Below are 22,737 nucleotides of genomic sequence, written 5' to 3'. Positions count from 1 at the left end.
ACTGGAAAAAGGAGAGAAAGATGTTGGAGATCAAGGGCCTGAAGGTCGATCTTGAAGACGAGGACAAGACCATCCTGAAAGGTGTCGACCTGACCGTCGAGGCGGGCAAGGTGCACGCGATCATGGGGCCGAACGGCTCTGGCAAGTCGACGCTGAGCTATGTTCTGTCGGGCCGTGACGGCTATGAGGTCACGGGCGGGACGGCGACGCTGGAAGGCGAGGACATCCTGGACATGGAACCCGAAGAGCGCGCCGCGGCGGGGCTGTTCCTGGCGTTCCAGTACCCGGTCGAGATCCCCGGCGTGGGCAACATGACCTTCATGCGCACCGCGCTCAACGCGCAGCGCAAGGCGCGGGGCGAGGACGAGATCAGCGCGGCGGATTTCCTCAAGCTGGTGCGCGAGAAGGCCGCCACGCTGGAGATGAGCAACGACATGCTGAAGCGGCCCGTCAACGTGGGCTTCTCGGGCGGTGAGAAGAAGCGCAACGAGATCCTGCAAATGGCTGTTCTTGAACCGAAAATGTGCATCTTGGACGAGACGGATTCCGGCCTCGACGTGGACGCGATGAAGCTGGTGTCGCAGGGCGTCAACGCGCTGCGCGACGCGGGCCGCGGGTTCCTGGTGATCACCCACTACCAGCGCCTCTTGGACCACATCAAACCCGACGTGGTGCATATCATGTCCGATGGCCGCATCGTGAAGACCGGCGGGCCGGAACTGGCGCTCGAGGTCGAGAAGAACGGGTATGCCGACATCAAGGCGGAGGTGGCGTAAATGGCCTTGCCCCAAGCGAAACAGGACGCCACCGAGGCGCGCCTTGCCGCGCTGAGCCTGCCCGAGGCGTCGGGCTGGACGAAAGCGCCGCGCGAGGATGCGCTGGCGCGGCTGCGGGCCGCGGGCCTGCCGCATGCGCGGGATGAATACTGGAAGTTCACCCGTCCCGACACGCTGGTCGCCGCCGAGGCGCCGAAGGCCGCCGTGTTCGAAAGCGATGAGACCGAGATGTTCGACGATGTCGAGCGGCTGAAGATCGTGTTCCGCGACGGTGTGTTCGACGCGGACGCGAGCGACGACCTGAGCCTTGAAGGTGTGAAGATCGACCGCCTGGCCGAGGCGGGACAGGCCGATATCCACTGGGCCAAGGACCTTTACGGCGTGCTGGAAACCAATGGCCAGACGCCGGTGGCGCGGCCCTTGGCGACGCTCAACACGGCGGCTGCCACCGATGGCGTGCTGATCCACGTCACGGGCAAGGCATCGAAGCCGATCAACCTGATTTATCACCACGAATCAGAGGTTTCGGACGCGATCCTGCACCACGTGATCAAGCTGGACGCGGGCGCCGAACTGACCGTGCTGGAAAACGGCCCCGCCGCCGCGCGGTTCAACAAGGTGATCGAGGTCGACGTGGCCGACACCGCCGCGTTCCATCACGTTCGCACGCAAGGCCGCGACCACGAGCGCCGCGCCGTCACGCATATCTTTGCGCGGCTCGGACGGGAAAGCGCGTTCAAGTCCTTCACCATGACCGCCAATGGCGTGCTGACGCGCAACGAATGCGTGATCGAACTGACCGGCGACGATGCCATCGCGCATGTTGCGGGCGCCTGCGTGGGGGACGGCGATTTTCACCATGACGACACCGTCTTCATCACCCACGACGCCGAGAATTGCGAAAGCCGACAGGTCTTCAAAAAGGTCCTGCGCAACGGCGCCACCGGCGTCTTCCAGGGCAAGATCCTGGTGAAAGCGGGCGCGCAGAAGACCGACGGCTACCAGATCAGCCAGTCGCTGCTGCTGGATGGCGACAGCGAGTTCCTGGCCAAGCCGGAGCTGGAGATCTACGCCGACGACGTGGCCTGTTCCCACGGCTCGACCTCGGGCGCGATCGACGAGGAGGCGCTGTTTTACCTGCGCGCGCGCGGCGTGCCGAAGCCCATCGCGACCGACCTTCTGACGCTGGCCTTCCTGGCCGAGGCGGTGGAAGAGATCGAGGACGAGGGCCTGCGCGACGGGATCGTCGAACGCCTCGAAGGCTGGCTGGTGCGGCGGCGCGGCTGATGCCCGTCACCACCGATATCGTGGCCGCCTATCGCGGCCCGCGAACGGTGTTCCGTCGCCTGCTGGCGATGGGCGCGAATGAAGGGCGTGCGCTGGCCATCCTGATGGCCGGCTGCGCGATCTTCTTCGTGTCCGAGTGGCCGCGCCTGGCGCGCGAGGCGCACCTGACCGGGCAGGAGCTGAACCCGCTGCTGGGCGGGGCGCTGCTGGGCTGGATCTTCATCGCGCCGCTGATCTTTTACGCCATCGGCACGCTCAGCCAGCTTGTGCTGCGCCTGATGGGCGGGCGCGCCTCGACCTATGCCACGCGGCTGGCGCTGTTCTGGGCGTGGCTGGTGGCCGGCCCGATCAAGCTGCTGCATGGCCTCGTGGCGGGGTTCATCGGCCCCGGACCGGGCTTGACGGCGGTGGGCGCGATATGGCTTGTGGCGTTCCTGTGGGTCTGGCTGTCCGACCTGCGCGAAGCCGGATGGGGGCAGACATGAACGCGGCGGTGCTGAAACCCCTTTTCGCCACGACCATCCGCGACCCGCGCATGGGCGCCGAGCAGGTGATCGCCCTGAGGTGGCCGGTTCAGGCGCTGTGGATCGCGCTGTCGCTGATTTCGGTCGTGACCTCTGCGCTGGTCGCCGCGCTGGTGCAGGCCGCGCCGCTGCCCGAGGGCGACCTGGGACGCATGCTGGAAGCGTCGCCGGTCTACAGCTCGCCACTGCTGTTCGCTGGGATGCAATGGGCGCGGGCGGTCTTTTCGGTCTTCATGCTGTTCTGGATCGGCCGCGCGCTTGGCGGCCGGGGCACGGTGCCCGACGTGCTGGCCGTGGTCACCTTGTTGCAGGCGGTCAGCTTCGTGCTGGTGGCCGGCTTTACCGTTCTGGGCCTTTTCATCCCCTTCGTGTCGTCGCTGGGACTGCTGGTCTTCCTCGTGTGGTGGATGTGGGCGGTGTCCAACATGCTGGACGTGGCGCACGCCTTCGACAGCCCGCTGAAGGCTTTCGGCGTGATGATCGTCGCCATTTTCGGCGTGCTGATCGGCCTTTCGATCATCATGGGCGTCATCGGCGGCATCGCGGGCGGATTTACAGGAGCTATCTGAGATGTACGATATCGAGGCGATCCGCCGCGACTTTCCGATCCTGTCGCGCGAGGTGAACGGCAAGCCGCTGGTCTATCTCGACAATGGCGCCAGCGCGCAGAAACCGCAGGTGGTGATCGACGCGATCACGCGGGCCTATAGCCATGAATATGCCAATGTTCACCGCGGGCTGCATTACCTGTCGAACCTTGCGACCGAGAAATACGAGGGCGTGCGCGGCATCATCGCGCGGTTCCTGGGCGTCGCGGACGAGGACCAGATCGTGCTGAATTCCGGCACCACCGAGGGGATCAACATGGTCGCCTATGGCTGGGCCATGCCCCGGATGGAAGCGGGCGACGAAATCGTGCTCAGCGTGATGGAACATCACGCCAACATCGTGCCCTGGCATTTCCTGCGCGAACGTCAGGGGGTGGCGCTGAAATGGGTGGATACCGACAGCACCGGCGCGCTGGACCCGCAAAAGGTGATCGACGCGATCGGGCCGAAAACGAAACTGGTGGCGCTCACGCATCTGTCGAACGTGCTGGGCACCAAGGTCGACATCAAGACGATCACCGAGGCCGCCCATGCCAAGGGTGTGCCCGTGCTGGTCGACGGCAGCCAGGCGGCGGTGCACATGCCGGTCAACCTCGATGACCTCGGTGTCGATTTCTATGCCATCACGGGCCACAAGCTTTACGGCCCCTCCGGCTCTGGCGCGATTTTCGTGCGCAAGGAGCGGCTGGCCGAGATGCGCCCCTTCATGGGTGGCGGCGACATGATCCGCGAGGTTTCCAGGGACGCGGTCAGCTATGCCGACCCGCCGATGAAGTTCGAGGCCGGCACGCCCGGCATCGTCCAGACGATCGGGCTGGGCGTGGCGCTGGACTACATGATGGGGCTGGGGATGGAGAATATCGCCGCCCACGAGGACCGCTTGCGCGACTATGCGGTGGGGCGCCTGGGGGGCCTCAACTGGTTGCAGGTGCAGGGGCAGACGCCGGACAAGGCGGCGATTTTCTCCTTCACGCTGGACGGCGCGGCCCATGCCCATGACATCTCGACGATCCTCGACAAGAAGGGCGTCGCGGTGCGCGCCGGACATCACTGTGCCGGTCCGCTGATGGATCACATCGGGCTGACGGCGACCTGCCGGGCCTCCTTCGGCCTCTACAACACCGAGGCCGAGGTCGACGCGCTCATCGACGCGCTGGAACTGGCGCACGAACTTTTCGCCTGACGCCCGGAAAAGTTTGAACGGATCCTCCCGGTGGGCCGACCCATGGCCGGAACACCAAGGAGAGCATCATGTTCAAACTGCACACAACCGCCTTCGTCGCCCTGATGGGCGCCAGCCTGTCGGCCTGCACCGAGTCCCCCACGACCCCGAGTCGGGCCGCGATCACGCCCGATCCGATCATGACCAAGTATGACAGCGACGGGGGCGGCGGCGGCTGCCCGGGCGGCGGCCAGCAAGGCACTGCCGGCGGCGGCGAGGAATGCCTGCCGGGCGACTATCCGCAAACCCCGCGCAACCCCACGGGCCAGCCCCGGTCTGGCGGTGGCGGCAATCAGGGCGGCGGCAACCAGGGCGGCGCGCGTCCCTGACCCGTGCGGCCCGGGCGCGTCCCGCCCGGGCCACGACACCTCCCGCGGCCTGCGCCGCATCGCGGGCGTTTTCGCCGTTGCGGCACTGGACCGAACGAGTTATAGCGTCGCCCAGGCACCTGTAGCTCAGCTGGATAGAGCGCTGCCCTCCGAAGGCAGAGGCCAAAGGTTCGAATCCTTTCAGGTGCGCCATTTTCCAGAATATATCATCACGTGTCGCTGTGGTGCCTCCGGCGCGCGTGTCAGGGCAGGGTCCTGGGCCTAGTCAAGCCTCATGATGATCATCGGTCCGATTTGAAGTGTCCTGGCATCAAGCGCCTGCTCGATAAAGGACAGGGCAGCAACCGGATCGGTGATGTCGATGGTCCCGCTCAATCGTCTTTCGTCGAGGGACGCCCCTGTCACGAAAATTTTCCCGGACATTCGTTTGTCGATTTCGGTGATGATTTCGTCGATCGGGGTGTCGTCGAGAACCAGCTTGCCGTCTCGCCACGCCAGGGCGCGGTGATGATCGGAGTCTTCCACGGTAAGCTGTGCGCCGGCGATCTGGTATCGCCCCTGTTGCCCCTCGTTCAGTTGCGTTGTCCTGTCTTCGCCAAGGTCAAGGAGAACGCTATGCTCGGTCACCGTGACCGCGATATCGGCCTGGCCGAGCCGAACATCGAATGCGGTGCCGAGAGCGACAACGGTGGTCGTGCCAGCGGTTACGGAGAAAGGTCGATCGCGATCGGGCGCGACCTCGAAATAGGCTTGGCCGCGCATCAGGTGAACGCTGCGCTGTCCCAAGTCGAAATCGACCGCAATCGCGGACCCCGCGTTCAGTTGCACCACCGAGCCATCCCCGAGCGTTACCCGCGGCATCTCGTCAATCCCGGCGATCAGATCGGCCCGCAACCGCATGGGTCCGTCGGCCCAGAAAAAGCTGCCGATGCCAATGGCAAGTGCCGCGGCAACGACCGCAACCTTGAGGCCTGCCGGCTTGGCAGGTTTCGCCTCGAAGGCGCGGAGGTCCGGGTCGGATGCGATTGCCTGTCCCGCTGCGCCAAAGAGCTGCCGGGCCGACTCGTAGCTCCGCCGGTTGTCCGGGTCCGCCAACCACGCCTGAAGCGCGGCCTCCTCGGCGGAACTCAACGGGCCACGGCTCTGGCGCAGGACCCAGTCCGCGGCCTCTTCATGTCGCCGTCGTCGTGACTGCCTGCGCGGCATGCGCGTACCCCTGTTGCCCCGTCGTGTCGTGTCGCTCTGCCATAATCACGAATGTCCCTTGCGAAAAAGGACCTTCAGCCTGCCTCTTGTTCAATCCGATCGAGGCAATGGATCAGGCTCTTGCGCAGGTGTCGGTCCACCATGTTACGGCTGATATTGAGCTTTGCAGCGATTTCATCGGCGGAATACCCGTGCAGGCGGTGCATGATAAAGACGGCCTTGCGGCGCGGGGGCAACTCGGCGATGGCCGCGCGCAGGCATGTCAGCCGGGCTTCGATTTCCAGCCGGTGATCGGGTGCGGGCATGTCCGCCGGCACAGTCTCGACGATGCCGTCGGCGGCAGTGAAAAGCTGCGCCTCGAAATTCTGACGCCGAAACCGATCGATCCCGAGGTTTATCGCGGCGCGGGCAAGGAAACTGCCGGGATAGCGCTTTCCGCGCAGGAGTTCGGGTTTCTCGGACAGTTTCAGGTAAAGGTCATGAACGATATCCTTCGCGGATCCTCGGGAATGACCGCGTCGGGCAACCGCCGCGACAATATCGTTGTAGTGCAGAACGATCGCCCGGTTCAGAAGTTCGGAATCATCGATGTCCTCTGCCGCGATCCGCATATCGTTTTCCCTGTTCGCTCCAGTCGCCATCTAAAGTGTTTCGCGATAAACCCGAAGCACAGCTTATCGCGAAATGCAGCACATCGGGCAATCGTTGCACGCGTTTCGCCTTTCGCCGATGGCTCAGGTAAAAGGCGAAACGCTTTAGCTGGGCGTCGGTCTCTGGCATCAGCGTCGAAACCTTGAGGGGCCTTGCTCGGAACTCCGGGGCAACTCTAGAGCACGTTGTCTTCCGGGGCAACGCGCTGTTACTCTGGTGGCAGCCGGAAATGTGGTTCGCCACCTGACCTTTGAGTGCCAGGCATCGGCCGGGGCAGGCACATCGGTGTGCCGGTGACCGGATCGGGGTGAATCTCGGCATCCACCCCGAATCCGGCCCGAAGCGTTTCGCGGGTCATGACCTCGTCGGGGCGGCCTTCCGCGAGGATCCTGCCGTCCCGAAGGACGGCCATGCGGTCGACATGCCGCGCGGCCTGGTTGAGATCGTGAAGCACCGCGACCACCGTCTTGCCTTCGTCGCGAACCAGCCGGACCAGCAATTCCATGACCTCGATCTGGTGGGCAAGGTCGAGAAAGGTCGTCGGTTCGTCGAGCAGCAGGATGTCGGTTTGCTGCGCAAGCGCCATGGCGATCCAGCCACGCTGACGCTGACCGCCCGAAAGGGTTTCGAGCGAACGCTGCGCGAAGGCTTCCGTGCCGGTCAGTTGCATGGCCGTTGCGCAGGCGTCTTCGTCTTTCCGGCTCCAGCGTGCGAACGGGCCGCGATGTGGATGCCGGCCAAGTCGGATCAGGTCGGCAAGGGCCAGGCCCTCGGGCGCAACGGGGTTTTGCGACAGGAACGCCAGCCGACGGGAAATACGGCGCGGCGCCAGGGCGCGTAGATCCGTGCCCTCAAGCTCGACCTTCCCCGCCGTTGGACGCAGGCTGCCGCAAAAGCTGTGCAACAGGGTGGACTTGCCGCTGCCATTCCCCCCGGTCAGGGCGGTAAAGGCACCGGGTTCGATGCACAGGTCCAGCCCGCGCAGCACCGTCGCAGCCCCGTATCCGGCACAGAGTTGCGTGGCGTGCAGGGCAGGTGGAGGATCATGGGTCATGGCGCAATCTTCGCTGTAGCCAGAAAAAGAAGGGTCCGCCGATCAGGACGGTGACCAGCCCAACCGGAATCTCCGCTGGCGCGAAAACCATGCGGCCCGCAAGATCGGCGGCGGCCACCAGGGCTGCGCCGAACAGTGCCGCGACGGGAAGCATGCGACGGTGAACCGGCCCGACCGTGCGCCGTGCCAGATGCGGGGCGATCAGCCCGACAAAACCGATTGGGCCGGTCACCGCGACGGTCGCTCCGGCCAGCAGGGCGCAAAGGGCGATCAGCAAGAAGCGTGCCTTTTCGGTGGCTTGCCCGAGGCTGCGCGCGAGGCCGTCCTCCAACCGGATCAGGTCGAGCGCGCGCGGCGCTGCAAGGCAGGCCAGAAGGGCCGGGCCCAGCCAAAGCGCAAGCAGACGCATGCGCTCCCAGTCCAGCCCGTTCAGGCTGCCCGCGAGCCAGATCATCATGCGCTGAACCTGTGTGATCCCGCCAAAGGTGATCAACGTCGTGGTCGCCGCGCTGACCATCGCTGCCATGCCGATACCGATCAGGATCAGCCGCATGGGCGCTGCGCCACCTTTCCAGGCCAGCGCCCAGATCGCGCCGGTCATGGCGAGCGCCCCGGCGAAGCCTGCGACGGGGAGCAGGTAGGACAGGCCCGGCGCCGACACGACGATCAGCAGGCTGACTGCCAGCGCCGCACCCGCATTGATCCCCAGAAGGCCGGGTTCGGCAAGCGTGTTGCGCATCACCGCCTGGGTGATCGCCCCTGCAAGGGCCAGTGCCGCGCCGGCAAGGCAGGCGGCGAGCAGGCGCGGCAGGCGGAAGTCGATCACGACAAGCGCCGCGTCCGGGTCCGCGCCGGGAAAGAGCAGCGCCGAGACCACGCGTTCCGCCGACAGCGGCATTTCTCCCGTTCCCAGCGAGGCGACGGCAAGTGCCGAAAGCGCGGCGCCGAGCGTCAGGCAGATGCGGATCATCGGGCGCTCCCGGTTCCGCGCCGCGCGAGCCAGATGAAGAACGGCGCGCCGAGCAACGCGGTCGAGATGCCGACGGGAAAGGTTGCACTTGCCGAGAGCCAGTGCCCGGCGGTGTCGGCGCCCAGCAGCAGGGCCGGGCCGGCCAGGGCGGCGGCGGGCAACAGCACGCGGTAATCCGGACCCGCCACCAGCCGAACCAGGTGCGGCGCCACCAGCCCGACAAACCCCACCGGACCGGACAGAGCGACGGCGCCGCTTGCGAGGAGCACCGCCAGCGTCAGGGCGACCGGCAGCCAGAGCAAGCGGTTCTGGCCCAGCCCCTGCGCGACGTCGCGGCCGAGACTGAGCACCATGATCTGCCGCCGCAGCAGCAGCGCCGCAGCGAGGGCGGCCAGGATGAAGGGCGCGATGGCTGCCACATCGCCCATCTGCCGCCCGCCGAGCGATCCGGCGGTCCAGAGGCGGACCTGGTCCAGCGCATGCTGGTCGTAGATCAGGACCACGGTCGTCAGGGCGGTGAGGATGCCGCCTGTCACGGCGCCGGACAGCAGCAGCGTCAGGGGCGTGCCTCCCGCGGATTGGCCCAGGGCGTAGACGGCCACCGAGGCGGCGGCCGCGCCGGCGAAGGCACACCAGAGCGTGATCCCGGGCTCGGCGATTCCGAGAAGCGAGATGGCGAGTACGACGCTGAATGCGGCGCCTGCATTCACGCCGAGAAGCCCGGGCGAGGCCAGCGGGTTGCCGGTGGCCGCCTGCAGGATCGTCCCCGCAACGGCCAGGGCCGATCCGGCAAGCATGCCAGTCAGCGCGCGCGGCAAACGGATCCCGGAGAGGATCAGGTATTCGCGGGATCCGTCCGGGGCGACCAGCGTCTCCAGGAGACGGGCTGCCGGAATGTGCTGGGCGCCCTGCATCAGCGACAGGGCGAAGATCAGCACGACGCCGCAGGCCAGTGCGGCAAAGCCTGCGGGTCCGGGATGGATCATGGCAGGATGAAGCGCTCGATGTCGTCGAGCACCGCATGAGCCGAGGCAACCCCGCGAAACCCCATCCATTGCGACCGCTGGACGCGCCACGCGCGGCCCGCGGCGACAGCGGGCAGCATCTGCCAGAGCGGGTTGGCCTCGACCTTTGCGGCCAGTGCGTCGTCGCCTTGAGGATCGTAGCCGTTGGCCACCACGTAAAGCAGGATGTCGCCATCGAGCGCCGTCAGTTCCTCCCAGCCCGGGCGCTTGCGGAAATCCGGGCCTTGCGTGGTCTCGTAGGCGGGGCGTCGTATGCCGGCCTCGGCGAGCACCGCATAGGGCGCATAGGCCCTCGGCCCGTCGAGATAGACCTGAAAGCCGTTGGGCGAAACGCGCAGCACCGAGACGGTCAGGTCCTCGGGCACATGGTCGCGGATGTCGGCGACGCGGGTCTCATAGGCCTCGAGCATCGCCGCGGCCGGCTCTCTTCGGCCCGTAACCTCGGCAAGCAGCAGGAAATGCGCCTTCCAGTTCTGATGCGTCGACAGCACTGTGGGTGCGATCCGGGTGAGCGAGGGATAAAGGCTTTCATGCGTGTAGGCATCGCCGATGATCAGGTCGGGCCTGAGCGCTACGATCCTTTCGAGGCTGGGCTGCTGGGCGTGGCCGATGTCGGCAATGTCCGCCTTGCGGGCGCGGGTGCCGGCACCTGCATCGGGCAGGGAAACAAGCGGAGCCCCCAGCACCGGAACATCCAGTTCCCACAGCATGCCGAGCGCCATCTGCGGATCGAGCACGACGATGCGGGCGGGATCCGCCGGTGAGCAGAGCGGGGCATCGTATACGCCATCGGAAATGACGCGACCGTCGCAGGCGGCGACGGATTGCGAAAAGGTCACGAAGAGTGAAACGAGTAACGCGGTGAGCCGCATGAAGTCAAAACCTGCCGAGGAGGCGGGCGCCGGACGACCCCGGCGCCCAGACCGTCAGAATTTAGCGCTGAGGGTGACGCCGAAACGCCGGCCTTCGCCAAGCGTTGCGGCATTGTCATTGTCGTTGTAGACGAAATAGCGCTCGTCGAAGGCGTTCTCGACAAAGGCGTTCAGCTCCCAGTCCTCCGCCCGGTACCCTGCCTGAAGGTTCACCAGCCATCGGCTGTCCAGGTAGTCATGCGGCAGGGCGCCGAGACGCGCGAGATAGTCCGACGTGTACTTTGCGTCCGCGCCGACAAAGAACCCATTGCCGAAGCGATAGTTTGCCCCCATGCCGATGGTCCATTCCGGGGCTTCCGGGAAAGGCATGCCGGAGAGATCACCATAAGTCGCATGTGTGAATTCCTTGAACTCTGTCTTCACGTAGCCGATGGACAGGAACGCATCGAGCCGGTCGTTGGGGCGATAGGTCGGTTCGATCTCGAACCCCCAGGATTCAGATGACGCCGCGTTGACGATCTGACGCGACAACAGATCACTCGGGTCGATTTGCATCTGGACCTGTTGGTCCTCGAACCGTGTATGAAACAGGTTGGCATTCAGGGACAGCCGATCATCGAGGAATGCCCCCTTGTAGTAAAGTTCGACAGTCTGCGCTTTCTCGGGGTCGTAAGTATACGGCGTCTGGTTGATCGAATCGAACGAGGCGCCGCCGGTTCGAAACCCGGTCGAATAGGTAAGCCCGGCTGTGTGGGCCTGACCGAAATCCTTTGCGATGCCGACCTTGGGCACGAAATTCCATTCGTCGAAACTGGTCGAGAAATTGGTACGAACCGTGGTGACTCCCCCCAGGGGTTCGGTCCTTTCTAGGTATTGGCGGATATCCTGGTGGGTGTAGTCGAGGCGTCCGCCAAGTGTGACATTCACCGTCGGGATCACCTCGAAGGTCGCCTCACCGAAAATCGCGTAGTTTTCGCTGGAGCTTTCGTTGCGTTGGACCTGGTTCCGATAGTCATAGATGGTTCGGTCGTAAAAGTTGTCCTCGTGCTCGTAGGCGGCGTAGAGCCCCGCGACCCAGGTCAGCCTGTCGTCTTCGTAATTGAGGCGAAACTCCTGGGACGCCAGCAGGTTTCTATAGTGCCCGTGATAGGTGTTGATCTCACCCGGTGTCCGGTAATTCGGCGATCGCCGTTGGGTGTCCGAGTAGCTGAAGGCCGTCATCGAGGTGAACCGCAGCGCGTTTGTCAGATCGTGGGTGACCTCAAGGCCGAGATTGTGCACGTCGGTCGGGCGATGTTCGACATAGGCCGGAATCGTGAAGTCCCCGCGCTCGTCATCAAAGTCGAAGCCAAGGCCGGGCCCTCCGATATCGCGGACATAGGGATCGTCGTGCGAGAACGAGTAGCTCAGCAGGGCGCGCGTGGATGGGGAAGCTTTCGGTTCAAACAGCAGTTTGGCCCGAATCTGGTAGTTCGTGTCGGTGGTGAAATCGTCCAGGTGGGTAAAGGACGAGAACGTCGGATACTCGATATCGTTCTCGCTTCTTTCGAAGACCCCGGAGAAGCGAAGCGCCACCTGGTCGTTCTTGAGCGGCGTGTTCAGCATGAATGCGGTGCCGCGCAGGCCGTTCGAACCGATGGTTCCGGAGATTTCTCCTTCCTTCTCGAAGACAGGATCCTTCGTCTTGATATAGAGTGCCCCGGCCATCGCAGCCCGGCCCGAGAGCGTTGACTGGGGGCCACGGTAGACTTCGACCTGTTCGACATCCCACAGGGAGCGGGCGCCGCGCCGCGTGCCTTGGCTCGTCTGCTGGACTCCATCGACATAGAGCGAGGCCAGGGGTGCTCCGCCCGGCACCAATCCCTCGGAGTTTACGCCGCGGATGATGAACCCGTTATCCGTCCAGTCGCCATCGATGACGTTGCCCAGTCGACGGAAGGAATCCCGGAAGGACCGGATCTGACCGTCGCGGATCTGGTCCGAGCCGACGACGCCGACACTTGCATCGGTGCTTCCGAGCGTGGTCGCGCTCCTGTTGCCATAGATGGTGATCGTGCCCAGGTTGACGGCACCATCCTGCACTGTCGCGGCACCCTCGTCGGGTTTCCGTTCCAGCACGACCTGGTTGGCGCCGGCAAAGCGCGGCTCCAGTCCCGTGCCCGAAAGCAGCAGGTCCAGGGCGGCGTGGGGGGACATGGTGCCGCTGACCCCGGGCGTGGACGTTCGGGAGGCAAGCGCGGGATCGAAGAGGATCTGCAGGCCGGTCTGCCGCGCCAGGTCATTGAGACCCTGTGTCAGGGGTCCCGCTGCGACCGATATCTTCTGTGCGTCCGCCGTTGCGGGAAAGCTCTGGGCCGGAGCGTCTGTCGCCAGCCAAATGCTTGCCAGTATTGCTGCGGCCATTGTCGGCTTCACGGACGTTTTTCGCACGCGTGCGGCGGTGCGCCAAGCCTCGGTATTCTGTGTCATTCTGCCCCCCGCGTCATCGCGATCTGTCTTGGGTTGTCGCGGATTCGTGGCGGCGGCTGTGATCCGTTCCCTTATCTGACGTTTGGGCCATTGCGCTTGGGACTATTCGCACCAAAAAAAGTTGCGATGGTGGTGCCCGCGCCTAATCGCTCAGTCCGAAGCGACGGCGAAGAGCGATCCGAAGATCGCGGTTGCGCGGGGCAGGGGCCTTCAGAACGCAGGTGGTACAGAACCTGCCCGCCTCGACCGTATAGTACCGGCAGCATCCTCCACGTGCGCGCAGGCAAACGCGGTTGGACGGTTCGCCCGCGACGGCCAGATCGAGGTCGAAGAAATGCAGCTGTGCATTGTTCAGCGGAGAGCCTTGCGTTTTCACGATCCTCAACGCCAGGGCCTTGGCGAGCGCTTCCTCTCCTGTGTTTTTGCCGACCGTCAGAAATTCCGCCGCGATACCATCCGCCACGAGGCGCCAGAATGCGGCAGGCGCCAGCCCGGAAAGGGCGCTCAGACGACAGATCAGTGGCGCGAAATGGCGTTCGGTTTCTGTTCTGAGTGCCTCGGCAAGGTCCGGCTTCGTCGCACCCTCCCGGGTGGGGATGGCCGACAGGTCCGACGCTGCCGCGAGATCGGAAGACAAAAAGACGATACGCATCGTCCTTGGCTGTGGTTGGGACGGATCGGTCGGCTGGTCAGTGGCCTGGTGAAAGCTCAGCCCAACATCCCGGGGGGCGAGGCTTGGCACGATCCGGTGATGCATGATGAGCGGGATCAGCACGTTCATCAATACCGCGATATAGTCGGACAACATGAAGGTCGCGGAGGCTTTGGTGTCAGCGTCGGGGCAAAAGCTGCGCTGATACTCGAACGCCTTCAGAAGGGCTGCGTCGTCGGCAAAGAAATCGCTGCACGGCACGACGTTGCCCGGGATTCGTGAAACGTCGCACCCGGCGTGCCCCCCGTCGGGCTGGGTGCCGAACCCGTGGTCGCTGCCATCGCACATTGCGTTACCTCGTCATAAAGCTCTCTGTTATGACGTTTGGCCGAGCACGGCCGGGACTTCGGCTTTCGATTTTCGACCCGTCAGGGGGAGTCCTGAGGGCCCCGCCTTGCGCAAATCTCTCACCGTGGCTCGCTCGATGGCAAGGATTGCCGATGCGGCGCAGGACCAGGACCCACAGCTGTCAGCAGCCCGCCGATCCAGCGGTCAAAATCGCGATCCGTCTCCTGGCGTTCGGCTCTTCCGGCGCGGTCGGCGATAAAGAACCGGCTGCTTGCGATGCCGATGGTTTGCAGGGCGTGGCGCAGATGGGGCGTGGCGAAGTCGGGCTGCGCCTGGGGGCCGTCAAAGCGCCCGCCTGCGGCCATGATGCAAATCGCCGGGCGATCCGCGAGCACCCCGATTTTGCCCTTCGCGGTGACGCGGAACGTTCGGTTCGGCCTGAGAACCAGGTCCAGCCAGGCCTTCAGGCTGGACGGCAACGCGAAGTTGTACATCGGAAAGTCGATAACAAGCAGGTCAGAGACCTCCAGCTCGGCGATCAGGCTCTCGGACAGGGCGAGGGCTGCGCGATCGTTCGCATCCCGGTCCAGGGGAGGGCGCAGGCTGGCCTCGACAAAAGCTTCATCGGGGTGCGGCAGGAACGGCTGTGCCAGGTCGCGGCGGCAGAGCTTCAGCGCGGGATGCGCCGCGCGGATCCGTTCGCTGGCGCGTTGTCCCAATCGCCGACTGTGGGAGTTCGCCGTCCGCGAGCTGGCGCTGATGTGGAGAAACGTGCTCATTCCACGCCGGTCAAGGGGATATTGAAGCGCAAGGCGCTGGCAAGCATCCCTTGGCGGAAATAGAAACGATGGCCCAAGGCGTTCGACAACGGGGTGTCGAGGCTCAGCCGGCCACAGCCCGCCGCCCGTCCGATCTCCTGCACATGTTCCAGCAGGCGCTGACCAAGACCGCGGCTGCGGTGGCTCTGGTCCGTCACCAGATCGTCGAGGTAGATATGCCGCCCGTGTATCAGGTTCTCCTGAATCCGGTATCCGGCCAGCGCCACGGGCTTGCCGCCTTCGTGGATCGCAAGCAGCCGGTAGCCCTCGGCGCTCTGGCTTTGCCAACGGGCCACGAATTCGGCGGCGCTTCCAAGATGCGGACGAAGCTGCCGCATGAGTTCGAAACAGGCGGCGACGGTGGCGGCATCCTCGACCGGAACGATCTTGCTCATCAGGCCGCCGCCGGGGTCCGGGTGGGAAAATGCAGCGCCCCGGCAATGCGGTTCCAGGCGTTGATATTGGCAATCGCGACGGTCAGATTGACCTGTTCGGACGCGTCGAAGACCGTATCGAGCGCGGTGCGGGTCTCGGCGGGCAGGGCGGCTGTCGGCGTCAGGGTGACATGTTCGGCCCAGGCGAGCGCGGCGCGGTCACGGGCGCTGTAAACGGCGCTGTCGTGCCAGGCCGGCAGCAGGTCGAGCTTTGCCTCATCGACGCCCGCGCGCCGCGCCACGCTCAGGTGCAGGTCGATGCAGAAGCCGCAGGCGTTGATCTGGGAAACGCGCAGTTTCACCAGTTCGGTCAGGGCCTTTTCGAGCCCGGAGGCATCGACCGCCTTGCTCATGGCAAGGAGCGCAGCCAGCGCTGCGGGGTGGTCCCGCTCGAAATCTGAATAGGTCATGTTCCGCTCGGTTTTCATCTTGGACAAGATCCTCGTTCATCTTATTGTCAGAGTGCTGACATTAATATCAGAGTTCTGACAATGAGCAAGACGACAAGGCCTCTTCCGGGCGAAGCTACGGACAAGCGCGGACCGGATGGCTACTTGGGTTATCTTCTGCGCCAGGCGGCGAACGGCTATCGGCACCGGGTGGACACCTCTCTGCGCGAGACCGGGCTGACGCAACCGCAATTCGCCGCGCTGACCATGTTGGATGCCTACCCCGAGCATTCGAGCGCCGATCTGGCGCGGATCGCGCTGCTGACCCCGCAGACGATGAGCACAATCCTGCGGAACCTCGAGAATGCGGCGCTGATCCGGCGCCACCCGCATCAGGAGCATGGGCGCAAGCGGCGAATCGAGCTGACAGATGCAGGGCGACAGGTGCTTGTCCGGGCAAAAAGGCTGGTATACGCGCTCGAAACCGACCTGGCGGAGGGGTTCTCCGAGGAGGAGCAACGCACGATCCGCCGTTGGCTGGTCGCCGCGGGACGGCGAAGCTGTGAGGGAGGCGCCACCAAATCGTGACCTGCGCATCCCGGACCGGCGACGTGGAGTTTGGAACGTGAAGGCGCCTTTTGGGAAAGCGGCCGCTCTCGTGCGGCGCATGTGCGCCTTGTCCGGGGATGGACCGGGCCAAAAGGGCCGCACGTTGCCTGACGGGCCGGCGATCCTCCTGCCGACAGGCCGGCGGCATCCCCCTGCCGCCGGCCGTCATGCGTGCAAGGGTCAGGTCGTGGCGGACGTCCTGGCCATCGCGTAGTACAACGCGCCGCCAAGGCAGGCCCCGATCACCCAGTTATACCCGGACAGGAACCCGAACCACGGCACCCAGACCGTCGCGACCGAGAAGATCGCGGCGATGGCGAACACCTTGACCGCGGTCAGGTTCCAGCCGTTGGTGTAGTGATAGCGCCCCCCGGACATGTCGTAGAGGTCATCGAGATCCAGGCTTTGGCCGCGATGCAGGTAGTAGTCCACGATCATGATCCCGAAGACCGGGGCCAGCGTCGCGCCCAGCGTGTTGACGAAGCCGCTGATGCCGACCTCGCTGATGAAGCTGGTCCAGAAGCCGCCGATGATCAGCGCCAGGAAGGAGGTGATCAGCCCCGCCTTGCGAAAGCTGATCTTTTCCGGCGCGAGGTTGGCGATGCCGTTCACCGCCGGGATGAAATTGGCGACAAGGTTGATCCCGACCGTGGCCGCAAAGAAGGTCAGCGCGGCGATGACCCCCAGCAGCACGCTGTCGGTGCGCTCGACGATAAGGCTGGGGTTGGTGATTTCCTCGCCAAAGACGACAGCCGCGCCCGCGGTGGTCAGCAGGGCCAGCGCCGAGAACAGGATCATGTTGAAGGGCAGCCCCACCAGGTTGCCCATCACCATCGACCGCTTGTCGCGGGAATAGCGCGAGAAATCGCTGAAGTTGATCATCACGGCGGCGAAATAGGCCACCATCGTGCCGACGATCGCCACGAAGCCGTTGAACTCGGTCAGGAAGGTCGCATCCGGGTTGGCAAAGATCGTGGCCGTCGCCTCGAGCAGCTGGCCGTCGGCCTTTTGCCACAGCACGATCAGCAGGCCGATCATCACCAGGTAGACGAGCGGACCGGCGACATTCAGGAAGGTCTCGACCCAGTTCATCCCGCGCCAGAAGATCACGATATGAAAGGCCCAGACGATGAGGAACGACAGCCAGTCGATCCCGGTCAGGCCCAGAATCTCGGTGCCCCCGGCCTCGATCCCGGTCAGGGACCGGATCAGCAGCGCGACCGCCGTGGAGGCAAAATAGACCTGCACACCGTACCAGAACACCGCGACCGTCGCCCGCAAAACCGCGGGCAGGCGCGCGCCGCTGGTTCCAAGGCTGGCGCGGGCCAGAACGGGGTAGGGGATGCCGTATTTCTCGCCCGGCGCGCCGGACAGGTTGACCATCCACATGGTGAAGAGGCCCGCGGCGATCAGCGCCGCAAAGGCGGTCCAGCCGCTGACCCCGTAGGATATGAACAGCGACGCCACCAGCGAATAGCCGAACAGCGACTGAACGTCGTTGGCCCAGACGTTGAAGATGGCGAACCATCCCCAGGTCTTTTCGCTGGCCTTGACCGGCTGCAGCGTGTTGCCCTCCGGGTCCAGCGTGGACCCGGCATGGCCGTGGTTTGTTTCGATTGCAGTCATTGTGTCCTCTCTGTCCGTCGACTTGATTATTGTTTTTTTGAATTGGCCCGGCGGCGTGTCGACAATCGCCGCCGGGATGCGCCGCTCAACGCGGCAAGGCACCCGGCGCGAGCGGCATGTGCCGGTTCACGTCCTTGTAGAGAAGATAGCGGAACGGCTCCGGCCCACCGGCATAGCAGGCCTGCGGGCAGAACGCGCGCAGCCACATGAAATCGCCGGCCTCGACCTCGACCCAGTCCTGGTTCAGCCGATAGACCGCCTTGCCCTGCAACACGTAGAGCCCGTGTTCCATGACATGGGTTTCGGCGAACGGGATCACCGCGCCCGGCTGCAAGGTGACGATGGTCACATGCATGTCGTGGCGCAGGTCGTCGGGATCGACGAACCGGGTGGTCGCCCATCGCCCGTCGGTGTCGGGCATCGCGGTCGGTGCGACATCTGCCTCGTCGGTGACCAGGGCCGGAGGCGCGTCGATGCCGTCAACCGCCTGGTACGCCTTGCGGATCCAGTGGAACCGGGCCGGCGCCGCGCCCGGGACCCTCAGCTGCCAGTCCGTGCCGGGCGGGATATAGGCGTATCCGCCCGCGCCCATCTCGTGCGCCACGCCATCCAGCGTCAGCCGCAGCGTCCCGTCGACGACGAACAGCACCGCCTCGACCCCGGCTTCGGTTTCGGGCCGGTCGCTGCCGCCGCCCGGCTGCACCTCTGCGATATATTGCGAAAACGTCTCGGCAAACCCCGACAGGGGCCGAGCCAATACCCAGAACCGGGCCTTGTCCCAGAACGGCAGCTTGCTGGTCACGATATCGCTCATCGTGCCGTGCGGGATCACCGCGTAGGCCTCGGTAAACACCGCGCGGCCGGTCAGCAGCTGGCTCTGGGGCGGCAACCCGCCCTCGGGATAGGCATAGGTGCGGTCGCTCATGACAGGTCTCCCTGGACTGTGAAAGGGTGCTCGAACCAGTGTTCCTCGAGGTTGGTGCCCGCCCCGATCCGGTCGATCACCAGGAACCGGCCCGGCCCGCCGATCGGGTTCAGGACGCCGTGCCAGACACCGCGCAGCAGGTTCACCGCCTGTCCCGGCTGGCTGAGAAAGGCGCGCGGCTCTCCGGGGCGGCCCGACGCGTCCAGGGCCACGCAGATCAGCATCGCGACGGGATCCATCGGCACGAAGGCCTGGCTGCCCAGCGGGTGACGCTCCATCATCCCGAGGCTGAGGGGCAGGGTCTCGGCCTCGGCGTCGAAGAGGCTCAGCCCGGCGCGGCCCTCGTCCCCGAAATCAAGCCGCGCGCGGTCGTGGAACCGGCCACAGCGCCCCTGGTTTATCATGATATCGGGCGCGCCACGGGCCTCGATCACGTCGCCGAACGGGGCAAAGGCCTCTGCCGTCAAGGGCGCGGCCAGAATGCGCGCGCCGCTCATTGCAGCAACTCTCGCAGGCGCGGCAGAAGCGCGGTTTCATAGGCCGTGCAGGCCCGATCGACGGCGCGCGCGTCTGTCACCGCCGCGGGCTCATCGCCCCCCGCGCCAACCGTGGCGGACTGCGCCGCCCCGGCCATCTCCTGCGCCAGCGCCGCGCGCTCCGCGCCGGTGGCGCTGCGCAAGGCGCGGCAAAAGGCATTGTGCAGACCGATGGCGCTGTCATGGCCCGGTCCCAGTTCCAGCGCCCAGGCCCGCGGGGCCAGCCACTTGCCCGCGCCCAGCGCCGGTCCGAACACCTCGGTGAACCGTGCCTCTTTCATCGCGCTGGGGCGTTCCTGGCGATGGTGGGGGTGGGTGGCGGCCCAGTGCCGCGCGATGTCGGTGCGGCGCGGGCACCAGACCGCATCGTGACGCTGCACATACTCGATGAAGCGGCGCAACCCGGCGATCTTGCCGGGGCGGCCGATCAGGCGGCAATGCAGCCCCACCGTCATCATCTTCGGCGCGCCCGCCGCGCCCTCGGCGTAAAGCGTGTCGAACGTGTCCTTCAGGTAGGTCTCGAAATCGCCGCCCGTCACCCAGCCTGGCGTGGCGGCAAAGCGCATGTCGTTGGTTTCCAGCGAGTAGGGGATCATCAGTTGATCGCGCCGGGCGAATCCGCGCCAGTGGGGCAGATCATCGTCGTAGCAATCCGAGATATAGTCGAACCCGCCTTCCTCGGCGACAAGGCGCACGGTGTTGACGCTGCACCGGCCCGTGTACCAGCCGCGCGGCCGTTCGCCGACCACTTCGGTATGCAGGCGCACCGCTTCGGCGATGGCCGCGCGCTCCTCGTGTTCGGGCATGTCCTTGTGGTCGATCCATTTCAGGCCGTGGCTGGCGATCTCCCAGCCCGCGTCGGTCATGGCCGCCACCTGTTCGGGGCTGCGTGCCAGGGCGGTGGCGACGCCGTAGATGGTCAGCGGAATACCCGCCCCGGTGAACAGATCGTACAACCGCCAGAACCCGGCCCGCGCGCCGTATTCATAGATCGACTCCATGTTCCAGTGACGCTGGCCCGGCCAGGGCACCGCGCCGGGAATGTCCGACAGGAATGCCTCCGAGGCCGCGTCGCCATGCAGGACGCAATTCTCGCCGCCCTCTTCATAGTTCAGCACGAATTGCACGGCGATCTTCGCACCGTCGGGCCAGCGCGGGTCCGGCGGCGTCGCGCCGTAGCCGCGCATGTCACGGGGATAGCGGGTCATGTCTGCTCCTTTGTTGAAATCTGTCCGGGCACGCGCCAGCGGCGGACGGGCGGAAGGGGCCGGCGCGCGGCCCCTTCCGGGCGTTATGCGTGCCTCAGCCGTCGAGGAACCGGCGCGCGGCGGGCATGTGCCGCATCAGCAGGTAATAGGTCAGCCCCGCCGGTATCAGGCTTGCATACCACGACACCGACGAAAAGGTCAGCGCCGCGGCGATGCCCACCACCATGGCGATCAGCGCCGCCGGGTTGACCCCCTTGTAGTCGCCGGTCTCGTCATAGAGCTTGTCGAGGTCCAGCACCTGCCGGCGCAGCACGTAGTAATCCACCACCAGGATCGCGAAGATCGGCCCGAGGAAGGCGCTGTAGGTCTGGATGAACAGGTTCAGACCGGCGGCGGACTCGTCCTTGACCAGTTCCCACGGGAAGGTGGCGAAGGCCAGCAGTCCGACCAGCACCGCCGATGTCTTGTAGTTCAGCTTGAACACATCCATCAGCGCATAGGCCGGCGGCACCACGTTGTTGAGAATGTTGGTCGTCACCTGTGCAAAGGCGATGAACAGCAGGGTGATCACCAGCAACAGCTTGTTGTCCACCGCGTTCGAGAACACGCGGATCGGATCGACCTCGCCGGTCGCACCCGACACCATCAGCCCGATCAGCCCCATAAACAGCGTCGCGGGCAGGATCGAGTTGGCATAGATCACCACCTGCCGCGTGCGCCCGACGGAGCGGCGCAATTCGCGCGAATAGTCCGACACGTTCAGCATCATCGTCGCGTAGATCCCGAGGAACAGCATCGTCGCCCCCCAGAACGGCGCGCCCCAGGTGCCTTCGACATTGACGAGGTTCGTGCTGATCTCGTCGCCGTATTTCCCGATCACCGACACGAACATGTAGATCAGCGACCCGATGATGAAGACCGAGCCGATGTTCTCCAGCCACTTGATGCCGTGGAACCCGAGAACCGACAGGAATATCTGCAGGAACTGGAAGCCGATGAAGAACACCACGATGTTGGAATAGCCGAACAGCGTCTCGCTCACCAGGTTCAGCGCCCCGGCCCCGATCCAGCTTTGAAAGCCGAACCAGACGATGGCCGGAACCGACCGCACCAGCGCGGGAATGCGCGAGCCGGTGAACCCGAAGGCGGAGCGCACCTGCACCATCATCGGAATGCCGTATTTGTGGCCCGCCGCCCCGTTGATCATCAGCGCAAAGCCGATGACGGTGCAGCCGATGGCGATGGCGATGAACACCTGAAGCAGGTTCAGTGTGCCCACGAGGCCCGAGCCGATGGTAAAGGTGCCGATCGACACGCAGCCGCCCAGCCAGGCGAACAGGTACGACCAGGGATCCATGATCCGGGTCTCCTGCGGGGCCAGCGATTCCTCGCCCAGGCCCTTCTTGTCGATTGCATGGGGCACGTGGTCTTCCTTGGACCCGACGCCCTTGTTTGTATCCGAAATTGTCATCTGTCTCCTCCCAGTTGTCTGTTATTTCGGGTTTGGTGTGGCGTAGGCTCCGATCTTGCTCGTCTTCAGCCCCGCACCGACCAGCGCCTCGGCGAATTTCGTCGCCACCGAGACACCGTCGATCACCGGAATGCCTGTCTCCTCCGACAGCCATTCCACCAGATCGGACATGCCGGCACAGCCCAGCACCACGGCCTCGCAGCGATCCTCCTCGATCGCGCGCAGGATCTCGTCGCGCACCTGGATGCGGGCATTCGATCCGGGCTCTTCCAGCGCAAGCACCGGAATCGCCGCCGAGCGCACCTTGCGGCACTGGTGATCCAGCCCGTAGCGCCGCACCAGCTCCTCGATGATCGGGGCAGAGCGGGGCAGGGTGGTGATCACGCTGAAGGACGTGGCGATCATGCTGGCGGCCTTCACCGCGGCCTCGCACAAACCCACCACAGGGCCGGTCGCGATCTCGCGGCAGGCGCCCAGGCCCGGGTCGTCGAAACAGGCCACGACGATGGCGTCGGCGTTTCCGGCTTCGGCTTCGCGGACCTGATCCAGAAGCTTGGGCATGGCCATCGCCTCGTCGTAATGGCCCTCGATGCTGACCGGCGCGCCGATGCCGGTGCGTGCCTCTATCTCCACGCCCGGCGCGCAGACCGACCGCGCCGTCGCGGCGATCTTGTCTGTCATGCTGACCGTGGCGTTCGGATTGATGACGGCGATTTTCATGTGCTCCT

24 protein-coding genes and 1 tRNA gene are annotated in these 22,737 nt (G+C 65.1%); 8 read left to right on the top strand and 17 right to left on the bottom strand.

Going from position 1 to position 22,737, the window contains the following annotated elements; all coding sequences use genetic code 11:
• Window positions 1–20: 20 nt before the first annotated feature.
• From sufC to KUV49_RS12845, 7 genes are all read left to right on the top strand, one after another.
• Window positions 21–776 carry a Fe-S cluster assembly ATPase SufC gene (gene sufC / locus KUV49_RS12875; RefSeq protein ID WP_222450299.1) on the top strand — a complete coding sequence of 252 codons (756 nt, stop codon included), beginning with the start codon at window positions 21–23 and terminating at the stop codon, window positions 774–776.
• A complete protein-coding gene (sufD, locus tag KUV49_RS12870) occupies window positions 777–2,063 on the top strand; it encodes a Fe-S cluster assembly protein SufD (protein WP_222450298.1) in 1,287 nt (428 codons plus the stop codon).
• The gene (locus KUV49_RS12865) at window positions 2,063–2,548 is read left to right on the top strand and encodes a YIP1 family protein (protein ID WP_222450297.1); all 486 of its coding nucleotides are present in this window, start codon (window positions 2,063–2,065) and stop codon (window positions 2,546–2,548) included. Before sufD ends, KUV49_RS12865 begins: the two co-directional genes overlap by 1 nt.
• The gene (locus KUV49_RS12860) at window positions 2,545–3,156 is read left to right on the top strand and encodes a Yip1 family protein (protein WP_222450296.1); all 612 of its coding nucleotides are present in this window, start codon (window positions 2,545–2,547) and stop codon (window positions 3,154–3,156) included. The genes KUV49_RS12865 and KUV49_RS12860 overlap by 4 nt, the downstream gene beginning before the upstream one ends.
• Before the next feature lies 1 nt (window position 3,157).
• A complete protein-coding gene (locus KUV49_RS12855) occupies window positions 3,158–4,378 on the top strand; it encodes a cysteine desulfurase (RefSeq protein WP_222450295.1) in 1,221 nt (406 codons plus the stop codon).
• Window positions 4,379–4,446: 68 nt separating this feature from the next.
• Window positions 4,447–4,746, top strand: coding sequence for a hypothetical protein (locus tag KUV49_RS12850; protein WP_222450294.1), 300 nt, complete (start codon window positions 4,447–4,449; stop codon window positions 4,744–4,746).
• Between the two features lie 115 nt (window positions 4,747–4,861).
• Window positions 4,862–4,938, top strand: a tRNA-Arg gene (locus tag KUV49_RS12845).
• Window positions 4,939–5,007: 69 nt separating this feature from the next.
• Here the strand turns inward: KUV49_RS12845 and KUV49_RS12840 are convergent.
• The 11 genes from KUV49_RS12840 to KUV49_RS12790 all read right to left on the bottom strand — a co-directional run bounded on the left by KUV49_RS12840 (window position 5,008) and on the right by KUV49_RS12790 (window position 15,673).
• The gene (locus KUV49_RS12840; protein WP_222450293.1) at window positions 5,008–5,952 is read right to left on the bottom strand and encodes a FecR family protein; all 945 of its coding nucleotides are present in this window, start codon (window positions 5,950–5,952) and stop codon (window positions 5,008–5,010) included.
• 74 nt (window positions 5,953–6,026) lie between these two features.
• Complete coding sequence (locus KUV49_RS12835; RefSeq protein ID WP_222450292.1) at window positions 6,027–6,563, bottom strand: RNA polymerase sigma factor; 537 nt, start codon at window positions 6,561–6,563, stop codon at window positions 6,027–6,029.
• 248 nt (window positions 6,564–6,811) lie between these two features.
• Window positions 6,812–7,657: an ABC transporter ATP-binding protein gene (locus KUV49_RS12830; protein ID WP_222450291.1), complete on the bottom strand. Its 846-nt coding sequence runs from the start codon at window positions 7,655–7,657 to the stop codon at window positions 6,812–6,814.
• Entirely contained in the window at window positions 7,647–8,627 is a 981-nt protein-coding gene (locus KUV49_RS12825) for a FecCD family ABC transporter permease (RefSeq protein ID WP_222450290.1), read from the bottom strand. The genes KUV49_RS12830 and KUV49_RS12825 overlap by 11 nt, the downstream gene beginning before the upstream one ends.
• Complete coding sequence (locus KUV49_RS12820) at window positions 8,624–9,613, bottom strand: FecCD family ABC transporter permease (RefSeq protein ID WP_222450289.1); 990 nt, start codon at window positions 9,611–9,613, stop codon at window positions 8,624–8,626. The genes KUV49_RS12825 and KUV49_RS12820 overlap by 4 nt, the downstream gene beginning before the upstream one ends.
• Window positions 9,610–10,524: an iron-siderophore ABC transporter substrate-binding protein gene (locus KUV49_RS12815; protein ID WP_222450288.1), complete on the bottom strand. Its 915-nt coding sequence runs from the start codon at window positions 10,522–10,524 to the stop codon at window positions 9,610–9,612. The genes KUV49_RS12820 and KUV49_RS12815 overlap by 4 nt, the downstream gene beginning before the upstream one ends.
• Before the next feature lie 54 nt (window positions 10,525–10,578).
• Complete coding sequence (locus KUV49_RS12810; RefSeq protein ID WP_222450287.1) at window positions 10,579–12,927, bottom strand: TonB-dependent receptor domain-containing protein; 2,349 nt, start codon at window positions 12,925–12,927, stop codon at window positions 10,579–10,581.
• Between the two features lie 208 nt (window positions 12,928–13,135).
• A complete protein-coding gene (locus KUV49_RS12805; protein ID WP_222450286.1) occupies window positions 13,136–13,801 on the bottom strand; it encodes a (2Fe-2S)-binding protein in 666 nt (221 codons plus the stop codon).
• 311 nt (window positions 13,802–14,112) lie between these two features.
• On the bottom strand, window positions 14,113–14,772 hold the full coding sequence (locus KUV49_RS12800; protein WP_222450285.1) for an FMN-dependent NADH-azoreductase: 660 nt from the start codon (window positions 14,770–14,772) through the stop codon (window positions 14,113–14,115).
• Window positions 14,769–15,206, bottom strand: coding sequence for a GNAT family N-acetyltransferase (locus tag KUV49_RS12795; RefSeq protein ID WP_222450284.1), 438 nt, complete (start codon window positions 15,204–15,206; stop codon window positions 14,769–14,771). Before KUV49_RS12795 ends, KUV49_RS12800 begins: the two co-directional genes overlap by 4 nt.
• Window positions 15,206–15,673 carry a carboxymuconolactone decarboxylase family protein gene (locus KUV49_RS12790; protein WP_222450995.1) on the bottom strand — a complete coding sequence of 156 codons (468 nt, stop codon included), beginning with the start codon at window positions 15,671–15,673 and terminating at the stop codon, window positions 15,206–15,208. Before KUV49_RS12790 ends, KUV49_RS12795 begins: the two co-directional genes overlap by 1 nt.
• 63 nt (window positions 15,674–15,736) lie before the next feature.
• Here KUV49_RS12790 and KUV49_RS12785 point away from each other — a divergent pair, with 63 nt between their 5' ends.
• Window positions 15,737–16,222 (top strand): MarR family winged helix-turn-helix transcriptional regulator, encoded by a 486-nt coding sequence (locus KUV49_RS12785; protein WP_261391195.1) that lies wholly within the window; start codon window positions 15,737–15,739, stop codon window positions 16,220–16,222.
• Window positions 16,223–16,423: 201 nt separating this feature from the next.
• Here KUV49_RS12785 and KUV49_RS12780 read toward each other — a convergent pair whose 3' ends face one another.
• From KUV49_RS12780 to KUV49_RS12755, 6 genes are all read right to left on the bottom strand, one after another.
• Window positions 16,424–17,869, bottom strand: a complete 1,446-nt coding sequence (locus KUV49_RS12780) for an NCS1 family nucleobase:cation symporter-1 (RefSeq protein ID WP_222450283.1) — start codon at window positions 17,867–17,869, stop codon at window positions 16,424–16,426.
• Between the two features lie 85 nt (window positions 17,870–17,954).
• Complete coding sequence (locus KUV49_RS12775; RefSeq protein ID WP_222450282.1) at window positions 17,955–18,794, bottom strand: bifunctional allantoicase/(S)-ureidoglycine aminohydrolase; 840 nt, start codon at window positions 18,792–18,794, stop codon at window positions 17,955–17,957.
• Window positions 18,791–19,291: an ureidoglycolate lyase gene (locus KUV49_RS12770; protein ID WP_222450281.1), complete on the bottom strand. Its 501-nt coding sequence runs from the start codon at window positions 19,289–19,291 to the stop codon at window positions 18,791–18,793. Before KUV49_RS12770 ends, KUV49_RS12775 begins: the two co-directional genes overlap by 4 nt.
• Complete coding sequence (puuE, locus tag KUV49_RS12765) at window positions 19,288–20,538, bottom strand: allantoinase PuuE (protein ID WP_222450280.1); 1,251 nt, start codon at window positions 20,536–20,538, stop codon at window positions 19,288–19,290. The genes KUV49_RS12770 and puuE overlap by 4 nt, the downstream gene beginning before the upstream one ends.
• 94 nt (window positions 20,539–20,632) lie before the next feature.
• A complete protein-coding gene (locus KUV49_RS12760) occupies window positions 20,633–22,009 on the bottom strand; it encodes an NCS1 family transporter (protein ID WP_261391194.1) in 1,377 nt (458 codons plus the stop codon).
• Window positions 22,010–22,030: 21 nt separating this feature from the next.
• On the bottom strand, window positions 22,031–22,729 hold the full coding sequence (locus tag KUV49_RS12755; RefSeq protein ID WP_222450279.1) for an aspartate/glutamate racemase family protein: 699 nt from the start codon (window positions 22,727–22,729) through the stop codon (window positions 22,031–22,033).
• Between the last annotated feature and the right edge of the window lie 8 nt (window positions 22,730–22,737).

Source organism: Roseovarius atlanticus, from assembly GCF_019802205.1.
Taxonomy (GTDB): Bacteria; Pseudomonadota; Alphaproteobacteria; order Rhodobacterales; family Rhodobacteraceae; genus Roseovarius; species Roseovarius atlanticus_A.
Note: the sequence above shows the minus strand (reverse complement) of the source record. Positions and strands in the feature narration are given on the sequence as shown.